Source organism: Achromobacter piechaudii NBRC 102461 (genome assembly GCF_001571245.1).
Classification (GTDB): domain Bacteria; phylum Pseudomonadota; class Gammaproteobacteria; order Burkholderiales; family Burkholderiaceae_B; genus Achromobacter; species Achromobacter piechaudii.
This window is the reverse complement of the sequence record NZ_BCTK01000007.1, coordinates 218,446-238,972: the sequence shown is the minus strand read 5'-3', so window position 1 is coordinate 238,972 and position 20,527 is coordinate 218,446. Positions and strand designations below refer to the sequence as shown.

Annotated in this window: 14 protein-coding genes; 10 read left to right on the top strand and 4 right to left on the bottom strand. The window is 67.0% G+C overall.

Annotation, left to right across the window (positions count from 1 at the left end):
* Positions 1–7 precede the first annotated feature (7 nt).
* From API01S_RS18835 to API01S_RS18790, 10 genes are all read left to right on the top strand, one after another.
* Positions 8–1,240, top strand: a complete 1,233-nt coding sequence (locus tag API01S_RS18835; RefSeq protein ID WP_061305794.1) for an amino acid ABC transporter substrate-binding protein — start codon at positions 8–10, stop codon at positions 1,238–1,240.
* Positions 1,241–1,302: 62 nt separating this feature from the next.
* Entirely contained in the window at positions 1,303–2,721 is a 1,419-nt protein-coding gene (locus API01S_RS18830) for an amidase (protein ID WP_061305792.1), read from the top strand.
* A 197-nt stretch (positions 2,722–2,918) separates the two neighbouring features.
* Positions 2,919–4,340, top strand: coding sequence for an ABC transporter substrate-binding protein (locus API01S_RS18825; protein ID WP_061305790.1), 1,422 nt, complete (start codon positions 2,919–2,921; stop codon positions 4,338–4,340).
* Between the two features lies 1 nt (position 4,341).
* Positions 4,342–5,463 (top strand): ABC transporter ATP-binding protein, encoded by a 1,122-nt coding sequence (locus API01S_RS18820; protein ID WP_061305788.1) that lies wholly within the window; start codon positions 4,342–4,344, stop codon positions 5,461–5,463.
* Entirely contained in the window at positions 5,460–6,404 is a 945-nt protein-coding gene (locus API01S_RS18815) for a carbohydrate ABC transporter permease (protein WP_061305786.1), read from the top strand. The genes API01S_RS18820 and API01S_RS18815 overlap by 4 nt, the downstream gene beginning before the upstream one ends.
* Complete coding sequence (locus API01S_RS18810; RefSeq protein WP_006217191.1) at positions 6,394–7,293, top strand: carbohydrate ABC transporter permease; 900 nt, start codon at positions 6,394–6,396, stop codon at positions 7,291–7,293. The genes API01S_RS18815 and API01S_RS18810 overlap by 11 nt, the downstream gene beginning before the upstream one ends.
* Positions 7,294–7,295: 2 nt before the next feature.
* The gene (locus tag API01S_RS18805; RefSeq protein WP_061305784.1) at positions 7,296–8,207 is read left to right on the top strand and encodes a DUF6963 family protein; all 912 of its coding nucleotides are present in this window, start codon (positions 7,296–7,298) and stop codon (positions 8,205–8,207) included.
* Positions 8,208–8,210: 3 nt separating this feature from the next.
* On the top strand, positions 8,211–8,873 hold the full coding sequence (locus tag API01S_RS18800) for a TetR/AcrR family transcriptional regulator (protein WP_006217189.1): 663 nt from the start codon (positions 8,211–8,213) through the stop codon (positions 8,871–8,873).
* 7 nt (positions 8,874–8,880) lie between these two features.
* Positions 8,881–10,380 (top strand): N-acyl-D-amino-acid deacylase family protein, encoded by a 1,500-nt coding sequence (locus API01S_RS18795; protein WP_061305782.1) that lies wholly within the window; start codon positions 8,881–8,883, stop codon positions 10,378–10,380.
* A gap of 22 nt (positions 10,381–10,402) precedes the next feature.
* Positions 10,403–11,653 carry a D-amino acid dehydrogenase gene (locus tag API01S_RS18790; RefSeq protein WP_061305780.1) on the top strand — a complete coding sequence of 417 codons (1,251 nt, stop codon included), beginning with the start codon at positions 10,403–10,405 and terminating at the stop codon, positions 11,651–11,653.
* 31 nt (positions 11,654–11,684) lie between these two features.
* Here API01S_RS18790 and API01S_RS18785 read toward each other — a convergent pair whose 3' ends face one another.
* The 4 genes from API01S_RS18785 to API01S_RS18770 form a co-directional block, all read right to left on the bottom strand.
* Positions 11,685–12,689, bottom strand: coding sequence for a Bug family tripartite tricarboxylate transporter substrate binding protein (locus API01S_RS18785; protein ID WP_061305779.1), 1,005 nt, complete (start codon positions 12,687–12,689; stop codon positions 11,685–11,687).
* A gap of 166 nt (positions 12,690–12,855) precedes the next feature.
* Positions 12,856–14,310, bottom strand: a complete 1,455-nt coding sequence (locus API01S_RS18780) for an efflux transporter outer membrane subunit (protein ID WP_050730583.1) — start codon at positions 14,308–14,310, stop codon at positions 12,856–12,858.
* A complete protein-coding gene (locus tag API01S_RS18775; RefSeq protein WP_050730582.1) occupies positions 14,307–17,420 on the bottom strand; it encodes a multidrug efflux RND transporter permease subunit in 3,114 nt (1,037 codons plus the stop codon). The genes API01S_RS18780 and API01S_RS18775 overlap by 4 nt, the downstream gene beginning before the upstream one ends.
* A complete protein-coding gene (locus API01S_RS18770; RefSeq protein WP_006217182.1) occupies positions 17,417–20,515 on the bottom strand; it encodes an MdtB/MuxB family multidrug efflux RND transporter permease subunit in 3,099 nt (1,032 codons plus the stop codon). Before API01S_RS18770 ends, API01S_RS18775 begins: the two co-directional genes overlap by 4 nt.
* Positions 20,516–20,527: the final 12 nt, after the last annotated feature.

Genomic DNA, 20,527 nt, shown 5'->3' with positions numbered 1-20,527 from the left:
ACATCCCATGTTCGCTAAATCCTGGTTGTTCCGCTTACCGGCGCTGGCCATGGCCATCGCCGCCTTGACACCCGCCACCGGCGCCGCCCAAAACTCGGACAAGATCCGGGTCGGCATGACGGTCTCATCCACGGGCAGCTTCGCCCTGGCCTCGCAATCCGGCGTCCGGGGCGTGGAACTGTGGGTGGAAGACGTCAATCGCCGTGGCGGCATCGAGGTCAAGGGCAAGAAATACCCTGTCGAGCTGGTCAAGCTGGATGACCGCAGCGACAAGCAAATGGTGACGCGTGTCTACGAACGCCTGATTGTCGATGAAAAAGTCGATCTGGTGTTTGCGCCTTTCGGCTCCACGCTGACGGCCGCCGCCGCCACCGTGACCGAGCGGCTGGGCAAATACATGATGGTGTGGTCCGCCGCCAGCGACGACCTGTACAAGCAGGGTTTCAAGAACATGGTGTCGGGCACGCAGATGCCGGTGTCCGCCATGCTGCGCGCCAACATGGAGCTGGCGGCCAACCTGGGCGTGAAGAAGGTGGCGCTGCTGTATTCCGACGAACCGTTCCCGGCCGGGCTGGCCGAAGGCGGCCGCGAACAGGCAACCAAGAATGGCATGCAGGTGGTGCTGTTCGAGAAGTATCCCAAGGGCCAGAAGGACTTCAGCACCCTCTTGCAGAAGGCGCGCGCGGCGGGCGCCGAGGCGCTGGTGCCGACGTCCTACGAGGGCGACCTGATCAGCATGACGCGCCAGATGAAGCAGCTGGACATCAACTTCCCGTACGTCTTCATGGTGTATGCGTCGACCCCGCAGTTCCAGGCCATCGGCGCGGATGCCAACTACATCTACAGCCACACCAACTACCACCCCGCCATCAACTGGAACGTCAATGCCGGCATGAGCCGCGAACAGTTCGCGGCCGCCTACGACAAGAGCTTCCCCAAGGCCGAGTTCCCGCCTGATTTCCAGACGGCGCTGGCCTACGGCGCGGGCGCGGTCACGGAAGAGATCGTGAAGAAGGCGGGCACGACGGACGCCGCTGCGCTCAAGCAGGCGTCAATTGACCTGTCCGGCAAGATCACGGTCATGGCCGGGCCCTACGCCATCGACGAGACGGGCAAGCAACTGCTGATGCCGTTCCCCGTGGTGCAGTTGCTGCCGGGCAAGGGCATGGTGCCCGTGTGGCCCAAGGACGTGGCGACGGCAACGCCCGTCTACCCCGCCCCTGACTGGACCAAACGCTAGTCGCGCTTCATGCAGCCGGCCTCGCCCGCCCCGCCTGGCCGGCACATCAACCTGAGGAAAACATGTCTGAAATTGCATTTGCCACGCTCGGCGAGCTGGCCGACGGCCTGACCGAAGGCCGCTACAGCTCGGTGGAATTGACGCAGCACTTCCTGGACCGCATCGCCCAGGCCAATCCGGCGCTGGGCGCGTATGTCAGCGTGAACAGCGACGGGGCCTTGCGCCTGGCCGCGGCCGCCGATGCGCGCCGCCGCGCCGGCTATGGCCTGCTCAGTCCGCTGGACGGCGTGCCGGTGGCCGTCAAAGACCTGTGCGACATCCAGGGCCAAACCACCACGGCGGGGTCCCAAGCCTGGCGCGAGCGCCGCAGCAGCGTCACGGCAACCGCCGTCACTCGCCTGCTGGACGCCGGCATGGTGATACTGGGCAAGACCCACATGGTCGAATTCGCGTTCGGCGGGTGGGGCACGAACCCGCTGATGGGCACGCCGCGCAACCCCTGGGACCTGCAAGCGCCGCGCATTCCTGGCGGCTCGTCCAGCGGGTCCGGCGTAGCCGTCGCGGCCGGTCTGGCGCCGGCCGCGCTGGGGTCGGATACGGGCGGCTCGGTTCGGATTCCCGCCGCGTTGAACGGCGTCACGGGTTTGAAGACCACGCGCGGCCTGATCAGCCTGCATGGCGCGGTGGCCTTGTCGACCACGCTGGACTCCATCGGCCCGCTCACGCGCGACACCCGCGACGCGATGCTGCTGACCGCGCTCATGGCGGGGGCCGATCCGCAGGACCCGCTGACGCAAAACCAACCCGCCTTTCAACTGCGCGAACCCGGCACCGGCGCGCAACCCCTGCGCGGCGTCCGCATTGCACTGATGCCGCCGTCGCAACATCCCATCAGCGTGGAAAGCGATGCGCTGTCAGCCCTGGAGAACGCGCGCCGCGTCCTCGTCGACCTGGGCGCCGACGTGGCCGAAACGCCCTTCCCCTTCGACTTCCACGAAATGATGTTGCGCAACGGCCAGATCATCGCTGCCGAGGCTTACGCACTGCACCGCGACTACATCGAAGACCCCGCGCAGCCCATCGGCCAATACGTCCGGGCCCGCGTGCTGTCGGGCAAGGGCGTGTCCGCCGCGGACTACATCGCCGCGTTGAACGCGCATGCGCAGGCGCGGCAGGCATGGCTGGCTTGGATGCGCGACATCGACGCCGTGCTGACGCCCTGCGCGCCCTTCGGCGCCCGTCTGCTGGCCGACGTGGACGAGGCCGCCACGCCGCTGGCCGCCTTCACCCGCGCGGGCAACTACGTCAACGCATCGGGCTTGGCGCTGCCGGCCGGCTTCACCGCCAGCGGCCTGCCCCTGGGCATCCAGCTGCTGGGCAAGCCGAACGCGGAAGGCACGCTGGGCATGATCGGCATGGCCTTCCAGGCCGTGACCGACTGGCATCGCCGCCATCCCGACCTGAAGGCGATCGGGCTGTAGACCGACTGCCACGCTGAAGACTCGCCGGCGGCGCTCGCTGCCGGCGCACACACTCCCCTAGGGAAACTCCCCCCTTGCTGCCGGTGGCTCCAAAGCAATATCTTGAACGCGGAATGTGACCACATGGTCACACACCCCGCCACACGTCTTCGCTGCACCCTCTCTTTGTCGTCTTCTCAACCGCAAGGAAGTCCAGCATGCCCCAGCGTTCCCCCTTCGAAGGCAGCCCCGATCCGGCGCGCCGCGACTTTCTTTTGCGTGGCGCCGCCGGCCTGGCAGGCGCGGCCGGATTGGCTGCCACCGGCTGGCCGCTGCCTGGTCTGGCGCAACCCGTATCGCCACTGACCTTCGCCTTCTGGCCCTGGGGCAGCGAAATCGTGCAGCAGGGCGCCGCGCGCTTCACACAGGAACGCGGCGTGCCGGTCAACCTGTCGCCCATCCCCGGCGACTACGCCGCCGTACTCGAAACGCAGCTGGCCGCCAAAGCCCCGCTGGACATGTTCTATGCGCAACGCGGGCAGGCCTCGCGCTGGTACGCGGCGGGCTGGATCCGCGCGATCGACGACATGCCCGGACTGGCCGACATCCAGAAGCAGATGTTTCCCGGCATCGTCGACGACGCCCGCGCCACCGACGGCCGCTACCTGGGACTGACCTACTACAACGGCGGACCGTTCGCGCTGTTCCGCAACGAGAAGATGCTGGCCGAGGCGGGCTTCGGCGGCACCGCCAACGCCGCCGGCTACCCGCAGGACTGGGCGACGGTCGAAAAGCAGGCGCGCGAAATCAAGAAGAAGGGCCTGGCGGAACACCCGATGCTGATGCCCTGGTACAACGCCTGGACCGGCCTGCCCTGGGCGCTGATCGCGCAGTGCTTCGCCGAAGGCGAACGCTTTGTCGATGACGAATTGCGCGCGACGTTCGGCCCCGACACGCCGCTGGTGAAAGTGCTGACGGACTGGAAGCGCTGGTGGGATGACGAACTCGTGCAACGCGCCGTGCTCACGTGGTCGGGCACCGAAACGTCCAGCTCGTGGATGAAGGGCCAGCACGCCTTCCACCTGAACATCGACTACTACAGCTTCAACTACAACGATCCGGCCAAGAGCCAGATCGCTGCGTATTCCAGCTACAACCCGGTCGTGCCGGGCGCCACGCACGACACCGTGCTGGTCGGCCACGCGCTGCTGTGCATGTCGACACGCAAGCGCACGGACGCCGAGCAGGCCGCGCTATGGGAGCTGGTGAAATACTTCGGCTATCGCGACAAGGCGGGCCAACTGACCACGCACAAGAACTGGATCGCCAAGGCCAACCTGGAAGTGCCCTTCCCCGAGCTGTACCGCGATCCCGACAGCCGCGCGGCCATCATGAAATGGATGTACCCGCCGCAAGCCGAGCAGGTTTACCAATGGCTCTTCCAGGGCCGTGAAAAGGCGGTTGCCGCGCACATCCTCAAAGCGCCCTGGTATCAGGAATGGGACACCGGCATGCACGAGATGATCGCTCAGGACCTGCTGATCAAAGGCTCCAAGACGCCCGCGCAGGTGGCGACCGAACTGCGCGCCCGCTGGGACGCGCTCTACAAGAAGTACGCCAAGATCCTCAAGCGGAGCTGACATGGCCAGCGTAACCCTGCAAGGCATCCAGAAAGCCTATACCCATTTCCAGGCGGTCCGCTCGCTGGACCTGGACATCCGCGACGGCGAATTCGTCGTGCTGCTGGGCCCGTCCGGCTGCGGCAAGACCACCACGCTGAACATGATCGCCGGCCTGGACACGCCCACCGGCGGCGAGATCCGCATCGACGACCGGCGCGTGGATCAAGTGCCGCCGCATCGGCGCAACGTGGCCATGGTGTTCCAGAGCATCGCGCTGTATCCGCACATGACCGTGCGCGAGAACATCGGCTTTCCGCTGCGCATGCAGAAGATGCCGGCAGCGCAGGTGCGCGCGCGCGTGGACCAGGCGGCCGACCTGCTGCGCGTGCAATCCATGCTGGACCGCAAGCCCTATCAGTTGTCGGGCGGACAGCGCCAGCGCGTGGCCATCGGCCGCGCGGTGGTGCGCAACCCCGATCTGTTCCTGTTCGACGAGCCGCTCTCCAGCCTGGACGCCAAGCTGCGCACCGACATGCGGGTGGAGCTCAAGCGCCTGCATCGCACGCTCAACGCCACGTTCATCTACGTCACGCACGATCAGGTCGAAGCCATGACGCTGGCCGACCGCATCGCCGTCATGTCGGGCGGCAATCTGTTGCAGTTCGCCGACCCCGACACCATCTACCGCCGTCCCGCCAATCGGGAAGTGGCCGACTTCATCGGCAACCCCGGCATGAACTTCCTGTCCGGCACGCTGCACGCGCAGGACGGCCAGCCCGCCCTGCACGCGGCTGGCAACGTATACGTGCTGCCGCCCGCGCTGCGCGAGGCCGCGCGCGCCTTGCCCGAAGGCAGCGCCGCCACGCTCGGCATCCGGCCCGAAGCCATGGCGCCCGCGCCGCTCGCGGGCGAGGGCCTGCTGCTGCAAGGCAGCGTGTGGGCCGTCGAACCGGTGGGCTCGGATCAGTTCGTCGACGTGAGCGTGGGCGGCGAAGACGTTCCGCGCCTGCGCGCGCGGCTGCCGCCCGAGCGCCGCTACGAAGTGGGCGCGCCCATCGCGCTGGCGCTGCCCGCCGCCCGCCTGTACCTGTTCGATGCCGAGGGCTTGCGCGTGCACGGCGGCGAGGAGCCTCGCACATGAGCGCCGCCAGCCTGTCGTCGGCTCGTCCGGCCACCGTGCGCCAGGGCGGGCGCGAGATGTCGGACCTGAGATTCGCGCTGACCGTGATCATCGCGGTGTATGCGCTGAACACGCTGATCATCGGCGTGCCGCTAGGCTATTCCTTCTGGTTGAGCCTGCACGACACCAACGCCATTTTGCGCACCGAGGAATTCGTGGGCGTGGATCTCTACGGCGAAGTGCTGTCCGACCCCGCCGTGATCGACTCCATCTGGCGCAGCCTGGGTTTCGTGGCGATGTGCGTCGTGGGCTCGTTCGTCGCCGCGCTGGGCATCGCGCTGGTGTTGAACGAAGAGATGCCGCTGCGCGGCCTCGTGCGCGGACTGGCGCTGTTGCCGTGGGCGATGTCGCAGGTCGTGACGGCCACGGTATTTTCGTTTTTGCTCAATCCCAGTTTCGGCGCGCTGACCGGGCTGCTCGCGCCGCTGGGCCTGGCCAACGCGTCTACGGTCTGGTTGTCGAGCGATTGGGCGCTGTTCTGGGTGGCGCTTGCGTTCGTGTGGCACATCGCGCCGCTGGGCAGCTTCTTCTACCTGGCCGCATTGCAGACCATCCCCCGCGATCTTTACCGCGCGGCGCGCGTCGATGGCGCGGGTCCGCTGTCGCGCTTTCGGCACATCACCTTGCCGCATCTGAAGCACACGACGCTCATCGTGCTGGTGGTGATGACGGTCGAAGCAGTGCGCCAGTTCGACCTGCTGTTCTCGCTGACGCGCGGCGGGCCCGGCACGTCCACGCAGATCCTGCCGCTGCTGATCTTCCGCTACAACTTCGAATTCTCGAAGTACGGGCTGGCATCGGCCGCCGCGTTCCTGCTGACCGTGATGTCGCTGCTGCTGGCCACGGCCTACTTCATGTTGATCCGCAAGAAGCGCCCCCAAGGAGCCGCCCATGCGCAATGACGCCGCCAAAGTCACCGGTGAAGGCTGGCGCCCCTGGCTGGTCGCCGCGGGCGTCGCGCTGGTCGCCTTCTGGTGCCTGTTCCCGCTGTACTGGACGCTGAAAGCCTCGTTCATGGATGAGTCGGCCATCATCATGGGCGTGGCGCACAACGCGGGCGGATTCACCTTCGACAACTACCTGCGCGTGCTGGGCCTGTCGACCTCGGATTCGATCTTCGGCGGGCAGACCAAGGCCATCATGACCGGCTTTGTGAACAGCGCGCTGGTGGCGCTGCCGGCTGCCGCCGTGGGCACCGCCATCGCCACGCTGGCGGGCTACGTGCTGGGTCGATTCGAATTTCCCTTCAAGGGCCCGCTGCTTTACGTGCTGCTGGCATCACGCACGTTGCCGCCCATTGCGCTGCTGATTCCGTACTACGTGTTCTTCGCCGCCATCGGCCTGGCGGGCAGCCTGTTCGGGCTTTGGATCGTGTACCTGACCGCAGTGATCCCTTTGCTGTCGTGGGTGCTGATGGGTTACTTCGCCTCGCTGCCCGTCGAGATCGAGCGCGCCGCGCGCATGGACGGCTGCACGCGCTGGCAGATGCTGCGCCACGTCACGCTGCCAATGGCCTTGCCCGGCATCGCGGCGGCCTTCATCATCGCGTTCCTGGTGGGCTGGAACGACCTGCTGTTCGCCATCGTGCTGACGGGCGGCACGTCGGCGCAGACGTTGTCGGCCTCCTTGCTGGGGCTATCGCCGCTGATGCCGGGTTTTCGCGCCGACCTCGGGCTGTTCGCCGCCGCAAGCATGCTGGCCGCGCTGCCCCCGCTGGCGCTGGCCATGCTGTTCCAGCGCTTCATCACCAACCTGAACATCGTCGATCCCGTGACGAGCAATACGGACTAGCGATGACGATCGGCGTAGCAGCGGCGGGGGAAAACGCGGGCGCGGCGGTGCGCGCGGCAGCGCTGGCGGCCGAGCTGATGGGCCATGGCGCCATCGGCGGCTTCGCGGTGTTCGCCATCATGAACGATGCAGGCCGCGTGCACCACGCCTCATGCCAACGCGGCGGCGTGACCGCGCTGGACCTGCCCGATGACTGGTTGCAGGCGCGGCGCGCGGCCTTGATCGAAAGCGGACCCGACCGGCCCGAACCGCTGGTGCAATTCCTGCCCGGCGCGGATGGAGTGGGCCTGGTCACCGGCCATCGCCTGCCCAACCGGCCAGGGGTCGACGGCGTGGCGCTGAACCAGGCCGCGCTGCATCTGATGGGCAGCGGCGTGCCTCCCGCCGACGCGGTCTCGCAGATGCTCGCCGCGCATCCCGAAGTGGATGCGGGCCTGATCGCGTTATCGGCCAACGGCGAGCTGGGTTGGGGCAATACGGCGCGGGTCGCGCGCCGCCCCGATCACGGCTGCGCGCACCGCGACAACGGCCAATGCCGCGTGGCGGTGCTGCATAACTCCATCCACCCCTGTGCGCCGCTGGCGCAAGCCATGGTGGACTTGGCCTGGTACGCCTTGACTGGTGAAACTGCGTCCACTCGCGCGCTGACGCTGTCCCCGAACACACCCATCACCTACACGGCTCATGATCGCGTGCATATCGACGCGCAAAGGCGCATTCTTGCAATTGAACAGGCCGACCCCACGCTGCCGCGCAGCCCGCGACGCGCCAACGCCGTCTACCTGGGCAGCGAAGTCTGGCAAGATGGCGGGCGTATCGGCCACACCGTCAGCGAACTCATCGCCGACCTGGCCGACGGGCGGGTGACCGGTACGCCGGACCCCGCCCGCTCCCTTATCCTCATGAAGGAGTAGGCCATGTCCCGCCGCGAGAACACCGAGAGACAGATCCTTCAAGCGCTGCAAGACCAGATCCTTGCAACTGGCATGGGCGGCGTGGGCATCAACGCCATCGCCAAACGCGCGGGGGTCAGCAAAGAGCTGATCTACCGCTACTTCGACGGCATGCCCGGCCTGATGCTGGCCTGGATGCAGGAGCAGGACTTCTGGACGCGCAATCCCGATCTGCTGGCGGCCGACGAGTCCAGCCAGCGCACGCCCGGCGAACTGGTGCTGTCGATGCTGCGCGCGCAGATCGACGCACTGGCGGGCAACGAAACCCTGCGCGAAGTGCGCCGCTGGGAACTCATCGAACGCAACGAAGTGTCGGCCCCGCTGGCCGAACGGCGCGAACGCGCGGCGCGGGGCTTCATCGACCGCGTCGACGGCCTGGCGCCCGACGTGGACATGCCCGCGATGGTCAGCGTCATGCTGGCGGGCGTGTTGTACCTGATGCTGCGCGGCAAGACCGAATCCCATTTCCTGGGCGTGCCGCTGCGCACGCAGGAAGGCTGGGACCGGATCGGCAACGCGCTGGAACACCTGGTGGCCCATGGCTTTCCAGAGGCCTTGAATACCGAATCCCTTGCCAACCTCGAGGCGCGCCGGGCCAAGTCGCCGGCCGTCACTCCGGACACCTGAGCCCTTCATGCCCGCGCACAACGACCAGCACGAATACGACATCATCATCACCGGCGGCCAGATCGCCGACGGCCTGGGCGGCCCGGCCCAGCGCGCGGACCTCGCCATTCAGGGCGAACGCATCGCCGCCATCGGCGATGGCACGCACTGGCGCGCGCGACGCCGCGTGGACGCCACCGGCAAGGTGGTGTCGCCCGGCTTCATCGATTGCCACACCCACGATGACCGCGCCCTGCTGGGCACGCCGCTGATGCGGCCGAAAGTCAGCCAGGGCATCACCACCGTCGTCACCGGCAATTGCGGCATCAGCCTGGCGCCGGTACGCACGCCCGGCGACGTGGTGCCGCCGCCGCTGAACCTGCTGGCCAAGCACACGGGCGAACTCTTCGCGCGCATGCAGGACTATGCCGACGCGCTGGACGCCGCGCCCGCCGCCGTCAACAGCCTGGCGCTGGTGGGCCATTCAAGCCTGCGCGTCTCGGCCATGGACAGGTTGGACCGCCCCGCCGACAAAGCCGAAATCGCCGTCATGCGGCGCGCGCTGGACGAGGCCATGGCGGCGGGCGCGGCGGGCCTGTCCACGGGGCTTTACTATCCGACGGCCATGCACGCCAGCACGGAAGAAGTGATCGGCGTGGCCGAGCCGCTGTCGGCCTGGCGCGGCCTGTACACCACGCACCTGCGCGACGAGGCCGATCACGTCTGCGACGCCATGGAAGAAGCCTTCCTGATTGGGCGCGCGGCCGACGTGCCGGCCATCCTGTCGCACCACAAGGTCACGGGCAAGCACAACCACGGCCGCACCGCGCAGACGCTCGCGCTGTTCGACCGCGTGCGCGCCGACCAGCCGCTGGGCATGGACGTGTATCCCTACGCGGCGTCGTCCACCATCCTGGAACCGCGCCGCGTGGCGGCCGGCGAGAAAATCATCGTCACGTGGTCGCAGACCCGGCCCGAGATCCAGGGCGTGGACCTGCGCGAACTGGCCGAACGCGAAGGCAAGGATCCCACCCGCCTGGCCGAAGAACTGTCGCCAGGCGGCGCCATTTACTTTTCGATGGACGAAGCCGACGTCAAGCGCGTCATCGGCCATGGCAGCGTCATGATCGGCTCTGATGGCCTGCCGCACGACCAGCGCCCGCATCCGCGCTTGTGGGGTGCGTTTTCGCGCGTGCTGGCGCGCTATGTGCGCGAGATGCGCGTGCTGGGTCTGGAAGAGGCGGTGCGCCGCATGACCAGCCTGACCGCCGCGCAGTTCGGCCTGAAGGATCGCGGCGTGCTGCGCGCGGGCTGTTATGCCGACGTGGTGGTGTTCGACGCGGCCGCCGTCGCCGACCTGGCCAGCTTTGCCGAACCGACCTTGCCGTCCACCGGCATCCACGCCGTGCTGGTCAACGGCCAACTGGTCGAGCAGGACGGCGCACCCACCGGCGCGCGGCCCGGCCGCCTGCTGCGTGGCGACGACCGCGCCGCCCCCGGCTTTGAAACGCCCGCCTGGGCAGCATGAACCCCGTATCACCTGGAGCATCATGCACATCGTAGTGATTGGCGCGGGGGTGGTCGGCATGACCACCGCCTACTTCCTGCATCGCGAAGGACATCGCGTCACCGTAGTGGACGCCGGCTCTGGCCCGGGCCAGGCCACCAGCATGGCCAACGGCGCGCAACTGAGCTATAGCTTCGTCGCCCCGCTGGCCGACCCCGCCGTGCTGCCCAAGCTGCCGTCCTGGCTGCTGGCGCAGGACGCGCCGCTACGCTTTCGGCCCAGGCTGGATCCCGATCAATGGCGTTGGAGCCTGCAATTCCTGCGCGCCTGCACCCGCGCCAAGAGCCGGTCCACCACGCGCGAGCTGCTGGAACTGGGCATGTACAGCCGACTGTGCGTGCACGAACTGGTGCGCAACGAACAGCCCGATTTCGATTTTTCATCGGCGGGCAAACTGCTGGTCTACCAGGACGCGGGCGCGTATCGGCAGGCCCTGGCCCAGCGCGAATATCTGGCCGGGCTGGGTTGTGAACAGCAGGTGATGAGCGCCGAAGCCTGCCTGGCGATGGAGCCTGCGCTGGCCGGCATCGGCCCAAGCATCCAGGGAGCGCTGTACACGCCCACCGAAGATGCGGGGGACTGCCAGCGGCTGTGCATGGAACTGGAACGCATCCTGCGCGCCGCGCCCGATCCCGTGCGTTTTTATTTCGACACGCGGGTCAAGGCGTTGCGGCACGAGCGCGGACGCGTATCGGCCGCCAGCACCACCATCGGCGATTTACCAGCCGACCACTTCGTGCTGGCCAGCGGCATGGGCGCCCAGACTTTGGCGCGGCCGCTGGGGCTGAACCTGCGCATCTATCCGCTCAAGGGATACAGCCTGACCTACCAGTTGACGCCCGACAGCATCGCACCCACTGCCAGCATCAGCGACATCCGCCGCAAGGTGGTCTACGCGCGGCTGGGTCAGCGGCTGCGGGTGGCAGGCATGGTCGATATCGGCACGGCCGGCGGCGGCGTCGATCCGCAACGCGTGCGCAGCCTGGAGCGCGACGTGACGCAGTTCTTTCCTGACCTCAATGCCAAGGGCGAGCCGGAAGCCTGGGCCGGGCTACGCCCCGCCCGCCCCGACGGCAAGCCGTTGATCGGCGCCACTCCCTATCGCAATCTGTGGCTGAACACTGGCCACGGCGGCCTGGGTTTCACGCTGGCGCTGGGCAGCGCGCGCATGCTGGCCGACCTGATGCGAGGCCGCGACCCCGCCGTGGGGGCCGCCGCGTTCGCATTGCAATGAAGGCGCGGGCGGCAAGCCGCCGCCCGTCCTGTCAGTCGGCCTTGATGCCCCGGCTCTGGATCAGCTGACCCCACTTGGCGCGTTCCTTGACTTCGAACGCCGCCAGGTCCGCGCCGAACACATTGCCCGGCGTCGCACCACCCTGCGCCAAAGACTCTTGCAGCGCCGGCGACTTCAAGGCCTGCTTCATGGCCGCCACCAGCTTGTCGACGACCGGTGCGGGCGTGCCGCGCGGCGCATACAGACCCGACCATGCGGTCACCTCGAAACCCGGCAGGCCCGCCTCGGCCATCGTCGGCAGATCGGGCGCGGCCGGGCTGCGCTCGGCGGACGTCACGGCGATGCCGCGCAGGCGTCCGCCCGGCTTCAACGAGGCCATGGAACTGGGCAGGTTATCCATCAGGATATCGACCTGGCCGCCGATCACGGCGGGTATCGCGGCCGACGATCCCTTGAACGGAACGTGCAGCATTTGCAGGCCCGCCAGCGACTCGAAATACGCGCCGGTCAGGTGCACCGACGAGCCGATGCCCGGCGAGGCATAGGAATACTTGCCCGGGTCTTTCTTCACGGCCTTCATCACGTCGTCCAGGTTGCGCCAGGGCGAGTCGGCGGCCACCGCCATGACGTTCGGCGTGGACGCGATCATGCCCAGCGGCACCAGGTCGGTCGCCGGATTGAAGCCGATGTTGCTGTAGAGGAACTGGTTGACGCTCTGCGTGCCGACGGAACCGAGCACGATGGTGTAGCCATCGGCCGGCGCACGCGTGGCAGCGGCAACGCCCAGGTTGCCCGCCGCGCCCGGCTTGTTTTCGACCACGATGGACTGTCCCAGCGCGGGCGCCATGTGCTGCGCGATGGTGCGCGCGAACAGGTCGGTGGTGCCGCCTGGCGGGAACGGCACGATCAGCGTGATCGGCCGCGTCGGCCAGCCCTGCGCGGACGCAGCCGCCGACAATGCCAGCGTGGCGATGGCCGCCACGCTGCTCCAACGTCCTGCCCGGGCGGCAGTGCGCCATTGAAAAGACCAGCCCATCCTCTTTCCCCTTCGCATGAAGTTTATGTTTGTGATCAAACGGAATTCGGCGTCGGTGCAGCATGACGATTCAACGTAAAAAGTGACCGTGTGGTCACTTTTTTTACGCATTAGGAACCGACGCCAAAAACTTGTCAACGAATGCGAAGAGGTTTACGCGTTATCCCTAGGACCCTTCCCAACCGCCGCCCAGCGCGACGATCAGGTTCACGCTGGCGACCAGCCGCGTGCCCAAGAGGCTTAACGCATTGCGCTCGCTATTGAGCGCGGTGGCGTCCACGACGGCGACGCTCAGGTAGTCCACCAGACCGGCCTTGTACTGGTTCTGGATCAGGCGCAGCGACTCGCGCGCCGACTCCAGCGCGCGGCGCTGCACGGTCTGTTCGTTTTCCATGACGCGCAGCTGGATCAGGTAGTCCTCGACTTCGCGCAGCCCCACCAGCGCGGCCTGGCGATACGCAGCGGCTTGCGCATCGTACGAAGCGCGCGCCTGTTCGACCTGCGCCGCGCGTGCGCCGCCATCGAAGATCGTCAACGCCAGCGCCGGCCCAAGCGACCAGAAGCGCGCGGGCGCGGTCAGCAGCTCGGCGAACTGGCCGTTGCGGAAACCGCCGTCGGCGGACAGGATCAGCGACGGGAACCACGCGGCCTCGGCCACGCCGATCTGCGCATTGGCGGCCGCCGCGCGGCGCTCGGCCGCAGCGATGTCGGGGCGGCGCTCAAGCAGCTCGGACGGCAGCCCCACCGGAATCTGCGGCAACTGCAACGCGAACACCGCCGGCGGCAGACTGAATTGAGAAGGCGCCTGGCCCATCAGCACGGCGATGGCGTGTTCGTACTGGCCGCGCTGCCAGTCCAGGTCGATGGACTGCGCGCGCGTGCTCTCGACCTGGGTGCGCGCCACGGCCACGTCGGCCTGACCGGCCACACCCACCTCATAGCGGTTCTGCGTCAGCTGCAAGGACTTCTCATACGCCGCGACGGTGGCCTCCAGCAAGCGCTTCTGTTCATCCAGCACGCGCAGTTGCAGATAGGTCTGCACCAGCGCGGCTTGCGCGCTCAGGCGCGTGGCCGCCAGATCGGCCAGGCTGGCGGCGGCGCTGGCCTCGGACGATTCGGTGCTGCGGCGCACGCGCCCCCACACGTCCAATTCCCAGCTGACGCTGCCGGTCACGGAATATTGGTTCGACACGTTGCTGCCATTGCCCGTCGAAGACGACGACCCGGTGCCCACGCCCGCGCGCGACATACCCGCGCTTGCGCCCACCGTGGGATAGAAGCCGGCGCGCGCGGCTCGGACCAGACCCAGCGCCTGGCGGTAATTGGCTTCGGCCTGCGCGATGGTCTGGTTCGAGGTATTGAGCCGTTCGACCAGCCCGTTCAGCGTGTCGTCCCCGTACACCTGCCACCACTTGCCACGGTCAGCATCGTCGCGCGGCTGTGCCGGCTTCCAGCCTTCCACTTGTTCCTGGCCCTGCCCTTCCTTGTAGGATGCGCCCACATCCAGCGTCGGACGTTGGTAATCGGGCCCTACCGCGCATGCGCCAAGCAGCGCGCACAGCGCCAGCGTGACGGCGCTGCGGGGAAGGAAGGCGTAGCGGAACGGCGTGGGTCGGATCATGTAGGTTCTATGGGTGCAGGGGAGTCGCTTCGCCGGGTGCGCAGCTGCGCGGCCCACAGGCGAAATCGGTCCAGGTAAAGATAGACCACGGGGGTCGTGTACAGCGTCAGGATCTGGCTGAGGATAAGGCCGCCGACGATGGTGATGCCCAGCGGCTGGCGCATCTCGACGCCAGCGCCCGTCGCCATCACCAGCGGGAGCGCGCCGAAGATGGCGGCCATCGTCGTCATCATGATCGGGCGAAAGCGCGTCAGGCAAGCCTGGAAAATGGCGTCGCGCGGCGCCAGGCCCTGCACGCGCTGGGCCTCCAGCGCGAAGTCCACCATCATGATGGCGTTCTTCTTCACGATGCCGATCAACAGGAAGACACCGATCAGCGCGATCAGCGTGAAGTCCTGGCGCACCAGCAACAACGCCAGCAGCGCGCCCAGCCCTGCCGATGGCAGCGTGGACAGAATGGTCAGCGGATGCACGAAGCTTTCGTACAGAATGCCCAGCACGATATACATCGTGACCAGCGCCGCCAGGATCAGCCAGGGCTGCTGCGCAAGCGTTTGCTGCAAGGCGGCGGCCGTGCCCTGGAAGCCCGCCTGGATCTGATCCGAAGGCAGGCCGATGCGCGCCACGGCCGCATCGATGGCGGCGGTGGCCTGGCCCAGCGAGACCCCGGGCGCCAGGCTGAACGACACGGTATCGGCCACGAACAAACCCTGGTGCTGCACGCTGAGCGGCGCGTTGGCATTTTCCAGCCGCGCGAAAGCCAGCAGCGGCACGCGCGTGCCGGCCGGCGTGATGACTTCAACGTCTTTGAGCGATTCGATGTCCTGCGCGAACTTCGGCTCCAGGCCCAGCACCACGTGATATTGGTTCAGCGGCCCGTACATCACCGACACCTGACGCTGGCTGAACGAATTATTCAACACCGTCGAGATCGTCGACATGCTGACGCCCAGCCGCGTCGCGGCCTCGCGGTCGATCACCAGATTGATCTGGCGGCCTTTGTCTTCGACGTCGGTATCCACATCGGTGATTTCGGGAATCTTCGCCATGGCCTGCTGCACCTTGGGCATCCAGGTACGCAGCAATTGCAGGTCGCCCGACATCAGCGTGTAGTCATACGAGCCCTGGCTTTGCCGCCCGCCAATGCGGATGTCCTGCTGCGACACCAGGAACATGCGCGCGCCCGGCATGTTCTGCAACTTGCCGCGCAGCCGGTTGATGACGACGTCGGCCGACACCTTGCGCTGTTCCAGCGGCTTGAGCTGGATCTGCATGAAGCTGCTGTTGCTGCCGCCGCGCCCGCCCGCGTAGCCCGTCATGCTCTGCACGGCAGGGTCCGCCAGCACGATCTTGCGCAGTGCGTCCAGCTTCGGAATGGTGGCCTGGAACGACGTGCCCTGGTCGACACGGAAAAAGCCCAGCAACTGGCCCGTGTCCTGCTGCGGAAAGAAGCCCTTGGGCACGGCCATGTACAGATAGACGTTCAAGCCCACCGCCACCGCCAGCGTCAGCATCATCAGCCGCCCGTGCGCAAGTGCCCAGCGCAGGCTGCGTCGATATCCGTCCTGCATGGCCTCAAAGCCGCGCTCGGACCAGCGCGCCAGCCGGCCTGGGGGCTTGGCGTCCTTGGGTTCGGGGCGCAAGAGGCGCGCGCACATCATGGGAGTCAAGGTCAGCGACACCACCAGCGACACCATGATGGCGGCCGACAGCGTCACGGCGAATTCACGGAACAGGCGGCCGACCACGCCGCCCATCAGCAAAATGGGAATGAACACCGCCACCAGCGACAGGCTCATCGACAACACCGTGAAGCCCACCTCGCGCGAACCGCGCAGCGCCGCCCGCATCGGCGACATGCCGTTTTCGACGTGCCGCATGATGTTTTCCAGCACCACGATGGCGTCGTCCACCACGAAGCCGGTCGCCACAATCAGCGCCATCAGCGAAATGGTGTTCAGCGTGAAGCCGCACATATACATGATGCAGAAGGTACCGATCAGCGATACCGGCACCGCCACGCTGGGGATGATGGCCGCACGCCAGCGGCGCAGGAACAGCAGCACCACCAGCACGACCAGGCCCACCGCGATGATCAGCGTCAGCTCGGCCTCATGCAGCGACGCCCGGATGCTGGGCGTGCGGTCCTGCGCGACCGTCATGTTCACGTCCGCCGGCATCAGCGACTGAAGCATGGGCAGTTGCGCGCGCACGGCGTTCACGGTTTCGATGATGTTGGCGTCGGCCTGCCGGCGCAGGATCATCAGGATGGCCTTGCGGTCGTTGAAGAAGCCGGTCTGGTACAGGTCTTCAACGGAATCCTCGACCTTGGCCACGTCCGACACGCGCACCGGCGCGCCGTCCTTCCACGCGACGATCAGCGGCCGGTATTGCTCGGCGCGGCTGAGTTGGTCGCTGACCATGATCTGCCAGTGGTAGCGATCGTTTTCCAGCACGCCCTTGGGCCGGTTCGCATTGGCGTTGGCCAGCGTGCTGCGCAACTGGTCCAGCGACACGCCGCGGTTGGCCAGCGCGCCGGGCAGCACCGTGACGCGCACGGCCGGCAGTGAACTGCCGCCCACGGTGACTTCGCCCACGCCGTCCACCTGCGACAGTTTTTGCGCCACGATTGTCGAGGCAATGTCGTACAGCTGGCCCTGGCCCAGCGTGTCGGAGGTCAGCGCCAGCGTCATGATGGGCGCGTCCGACGGGTTGGACTTGTGATACGTCGGATTGCTGCGCAGGCCCGTTGGCAGCAGCGAGCGGGCCGCGTTGATGGCGGCCTGCACATCGCGCGCGGCGCCGTTGATGTCGCGGGACAGGTCGAATTGCAGCGTGATGCGGGTCGACCCTTGCGTGCTGCTGGAGGTCATCTCGGTCACGCCGGCGATGCTGCCCAGCGAACGCTCTAGCGGGGTGGCCACGCTGGATGCCATGGTCTCGGGGCTGGCGCCGGGCAGGCTGGCCGACACCGAGATCGTGGGAATGTCCACCTGCGGCAGGGGCGCCACCGGCAACAGGAAGAACGCCAGCAGCCCCGCCATCACCACCGCCATGCTAAGTAGCGTGGTCGCCACCGGGCGGACGATGAAGGGCGCCGACATGATCATGACGCATCCCCGGCAGCCGGCTCGCGCACGCCGCGCCATCGGCGCGACAGGCGGTCGAACATCAGGTAGATGACCGGCGTGGTGAACAGCGTCAGCACCTGACTGAGCAAGAGGCCGCCCACCATCACCAGGCCCAGCGGCTGGCGCAGTTCAGCGCCCGTGCCAGTGGACAGCATCAGCGGCAACGCGCCGAACAGCGCGGCCAGCGTCGTCATGAGGATCGGCCGGAAGCGCAGCAGCGCCGCTTCATGGATGGCCGCGCGCGGGCTCAAGCCGCGCTTGCGCTCGGCGTCCAGCGCGAAGTCGATCATCATGATGGCGTTCTTTTTGACGATGCCGATCAACAGAATGATGCCGATGATGCCGATCATGTCCAGCTCGGTGCCGCTGATGAGCAGCGCCAGCAACGCGCCCACGCCGGCCGACGGCAAGGTGGACAGGATCGTGATGGGATGGATGTAGCTTTCGTACAGCACGCCCAGCACGATGTACATCGTGACCACGGCGGCCAGGATCAGCCAGAGTGTGCTGGTCAGCGAATTCTGGAACGCCAGCGCCGCGCCCTGGAAGCGGGTCTCGACGCTGGCCGGCATGCCGATCTCGGCTTCGGCCGCCGTGATGGCCTCGACTGCATTGGACAAGGACGCACCCGGCGCAAGGTTGAACGACACCGTGACCATCGGGAACTGGTCCAGCCGGTTCACGGCCAGCACGGTACGCCCTTCGCTGATGTGCGCCACCGATGACAGCGGCACCTGCGTGCCCGCGGCGGTAGGCACGTGGATCTGCCCCAGCGCGGCCGGGTTCATCTGGAATTGCGGCTGCACCTCCAGCACCACCCGGTACTGGTTGGACTGCGTGAAGATGGTGGAAATCAGCCGCTGGCCAAAGGCGTCGTACAGGGCTTCGTCGATGATGGCGGCGGTGATCCCCAGCCGGGATGCGGCATCTCGGTCGATCTCGACCCAGGTCTGCAAGCCATCGTCCTGCAAGTCATCCGTGACGTCCTTCAAGCCCGGCACCTGGCGCAGCCTGTCCACCAGCTTGGGCGTCCATTCGCTCAACACTTTCAGGTCGGGGTTGGACAGCGTCATCTGGTATTGCGTGCGGCTGACGCGGTCTTCGATGGTCAGGTCCTGCACCGGCTGCATGTAGACGGTCAGGCCGTCCTGCTTGCTCAGCGATTCCTGCAAACGCTCCATCACCGTGCGCAGATTGCCGGTGCGCTCGGCCTGCGGCTTGAGCGAAATCTGCATGCGCCCCGCGCTGAGGGTGGCGTTGCTGCCATCCACGCCGATGAACGAGGACACCGCCTGCACGTCGGGGTCTTGCAGCACCAGCCGCGCGGCGGCCTGCTGGCGTTCGGCCATGGCGGGAAACGAAATGGATTGCGGCGCTTGCGTGATGGCCTGGATCAGGCCGGTGTCCTGTTGCGGGAAAAAGCCCTTGGGCACCATCAGGTACAGCACGACGGTCAGCGCGAAGGTGCCCAGCGCCACCAGCAGGGTCAGCGGCTGATGGCGCAGCACCACTTGCAGCATGCGGTCGTAGCCGGCGATGACGCGGTCGATGAAGTTGCCGGTGGCGGTGTGAAAGCGCCCGTGCTTCTGTTCCGACTCTGCCCGCAGCAGGCGCGCGCACATCATCGGCGTGAGCGTCAGCGAAACCACCAGCGAGATCAGGATGGACACCGCCAGCGTGATGGCGAATTCGCGGAACAGCCGGCCCACGACTTCCGTCATGAACAGCAGCGGAATCAGCACGGCGATCAGCGAGAAGGTCAGCGAAATCAGCGTGAAGCCAATCTGCGAGGCGCCCTTGAGCGCCGCCTGCATGGGGGTTTCGCCTTCCTCGATGTGGCGGGCGATGTTCTCGATCATGACGATGGCGTCGTCCACCACGAAGCCGGTGGCAATCGTCAGCGCCATCAGGGTCAGGTTGTTGATGGAGAAGCCGGCCAGGTACATGATGCCGAAGGTGCCCACCAGCGACAGCGGCACGACCACGCTGGGGATCAGCGTGGCGGTCAGGCTGCGCAGGAACACGAAGGTCACCATGACCACGAGCGCCACGGCCAGCAGCATTTCGAACTTCACGTCTTCGACCGAATCGCGGATGGTCTGCGTGCGGTCAGACACCACGGTCACGTCCAGCGTGGCGGGCAAGGCAGCACGCAGTTGCGGCAACAGCGTCTGGATGCGGTTGACCACGTCGATCACGTTGGCGCCCGGCTGGCGCTGGATGTTCAAGAGGATGGCGGGCTTGTCGCCGGCCCACGCCGCCTGCCGCGTGTCTTCCGCGCCCTCGACGGCACGCGCCACATCGGACAGGCGCAGCGGCGCGTTGTTCTTGTACGCGATGATCAGGTCGTTGTAGTCGGTGGGCGACTTCAGCTGGTCATTGGCGTTGATGGTGGTGGACCGCAGCGGCCCGTCCAGGTTGCCCTTGGGTTGGTTGACGTTGGCGCCGACGATCGCGGTGCGCAGGTCGGACATGGCCAGGCCATTGGCGGCCAGCGCTTGCGGATTCACCTGCACGCGCACGGCCGGCCGCTGGCCGCCCGCCACGCTGACCAGGCCTACCCCTGGAATCTGCGACAGCTTCTGCGCAACGCGCGTATCGACCAGATCGCGCACCTGCGGCAAGGGCATGGTGGGCGAGGTGATGGCCAGCGTCAGCACGGCGGCGTCGGCCGGGTTCACCTTGTTGTAGGTGGGCGGCACCGGCAGGTCGCTGGGCAGCAGGTTGGAGGCCGCGTTGATGGCGGCCTGCACCTGCTGCTCGGCTACGTCCAGCGGCAGCGTCAGGTTGAACTGCATCGTGATGACCGATGCGCCACCGGAACTGGTGGACGACATCTGGTTCAGGCCCGGCATCTGGCCGAACTGCCGCTCCAGCGGCGAGGTGACCAGCGAGGTCATCACGTCGGGGCTGGCGCCGGGGTATAGCGTCACCACCTGGATCGTCGGGTAGTCCACCTCGGGCAGGGCCGACACCGGCAACATCCGGTAAGCGATGAAGCCGGCGATGAGGATGGCCACCATCGCCAGGGTGGTGGCGACGGGGCGCAGAATGAACAGACGCGACGGACTCACGATGGGCTCGGC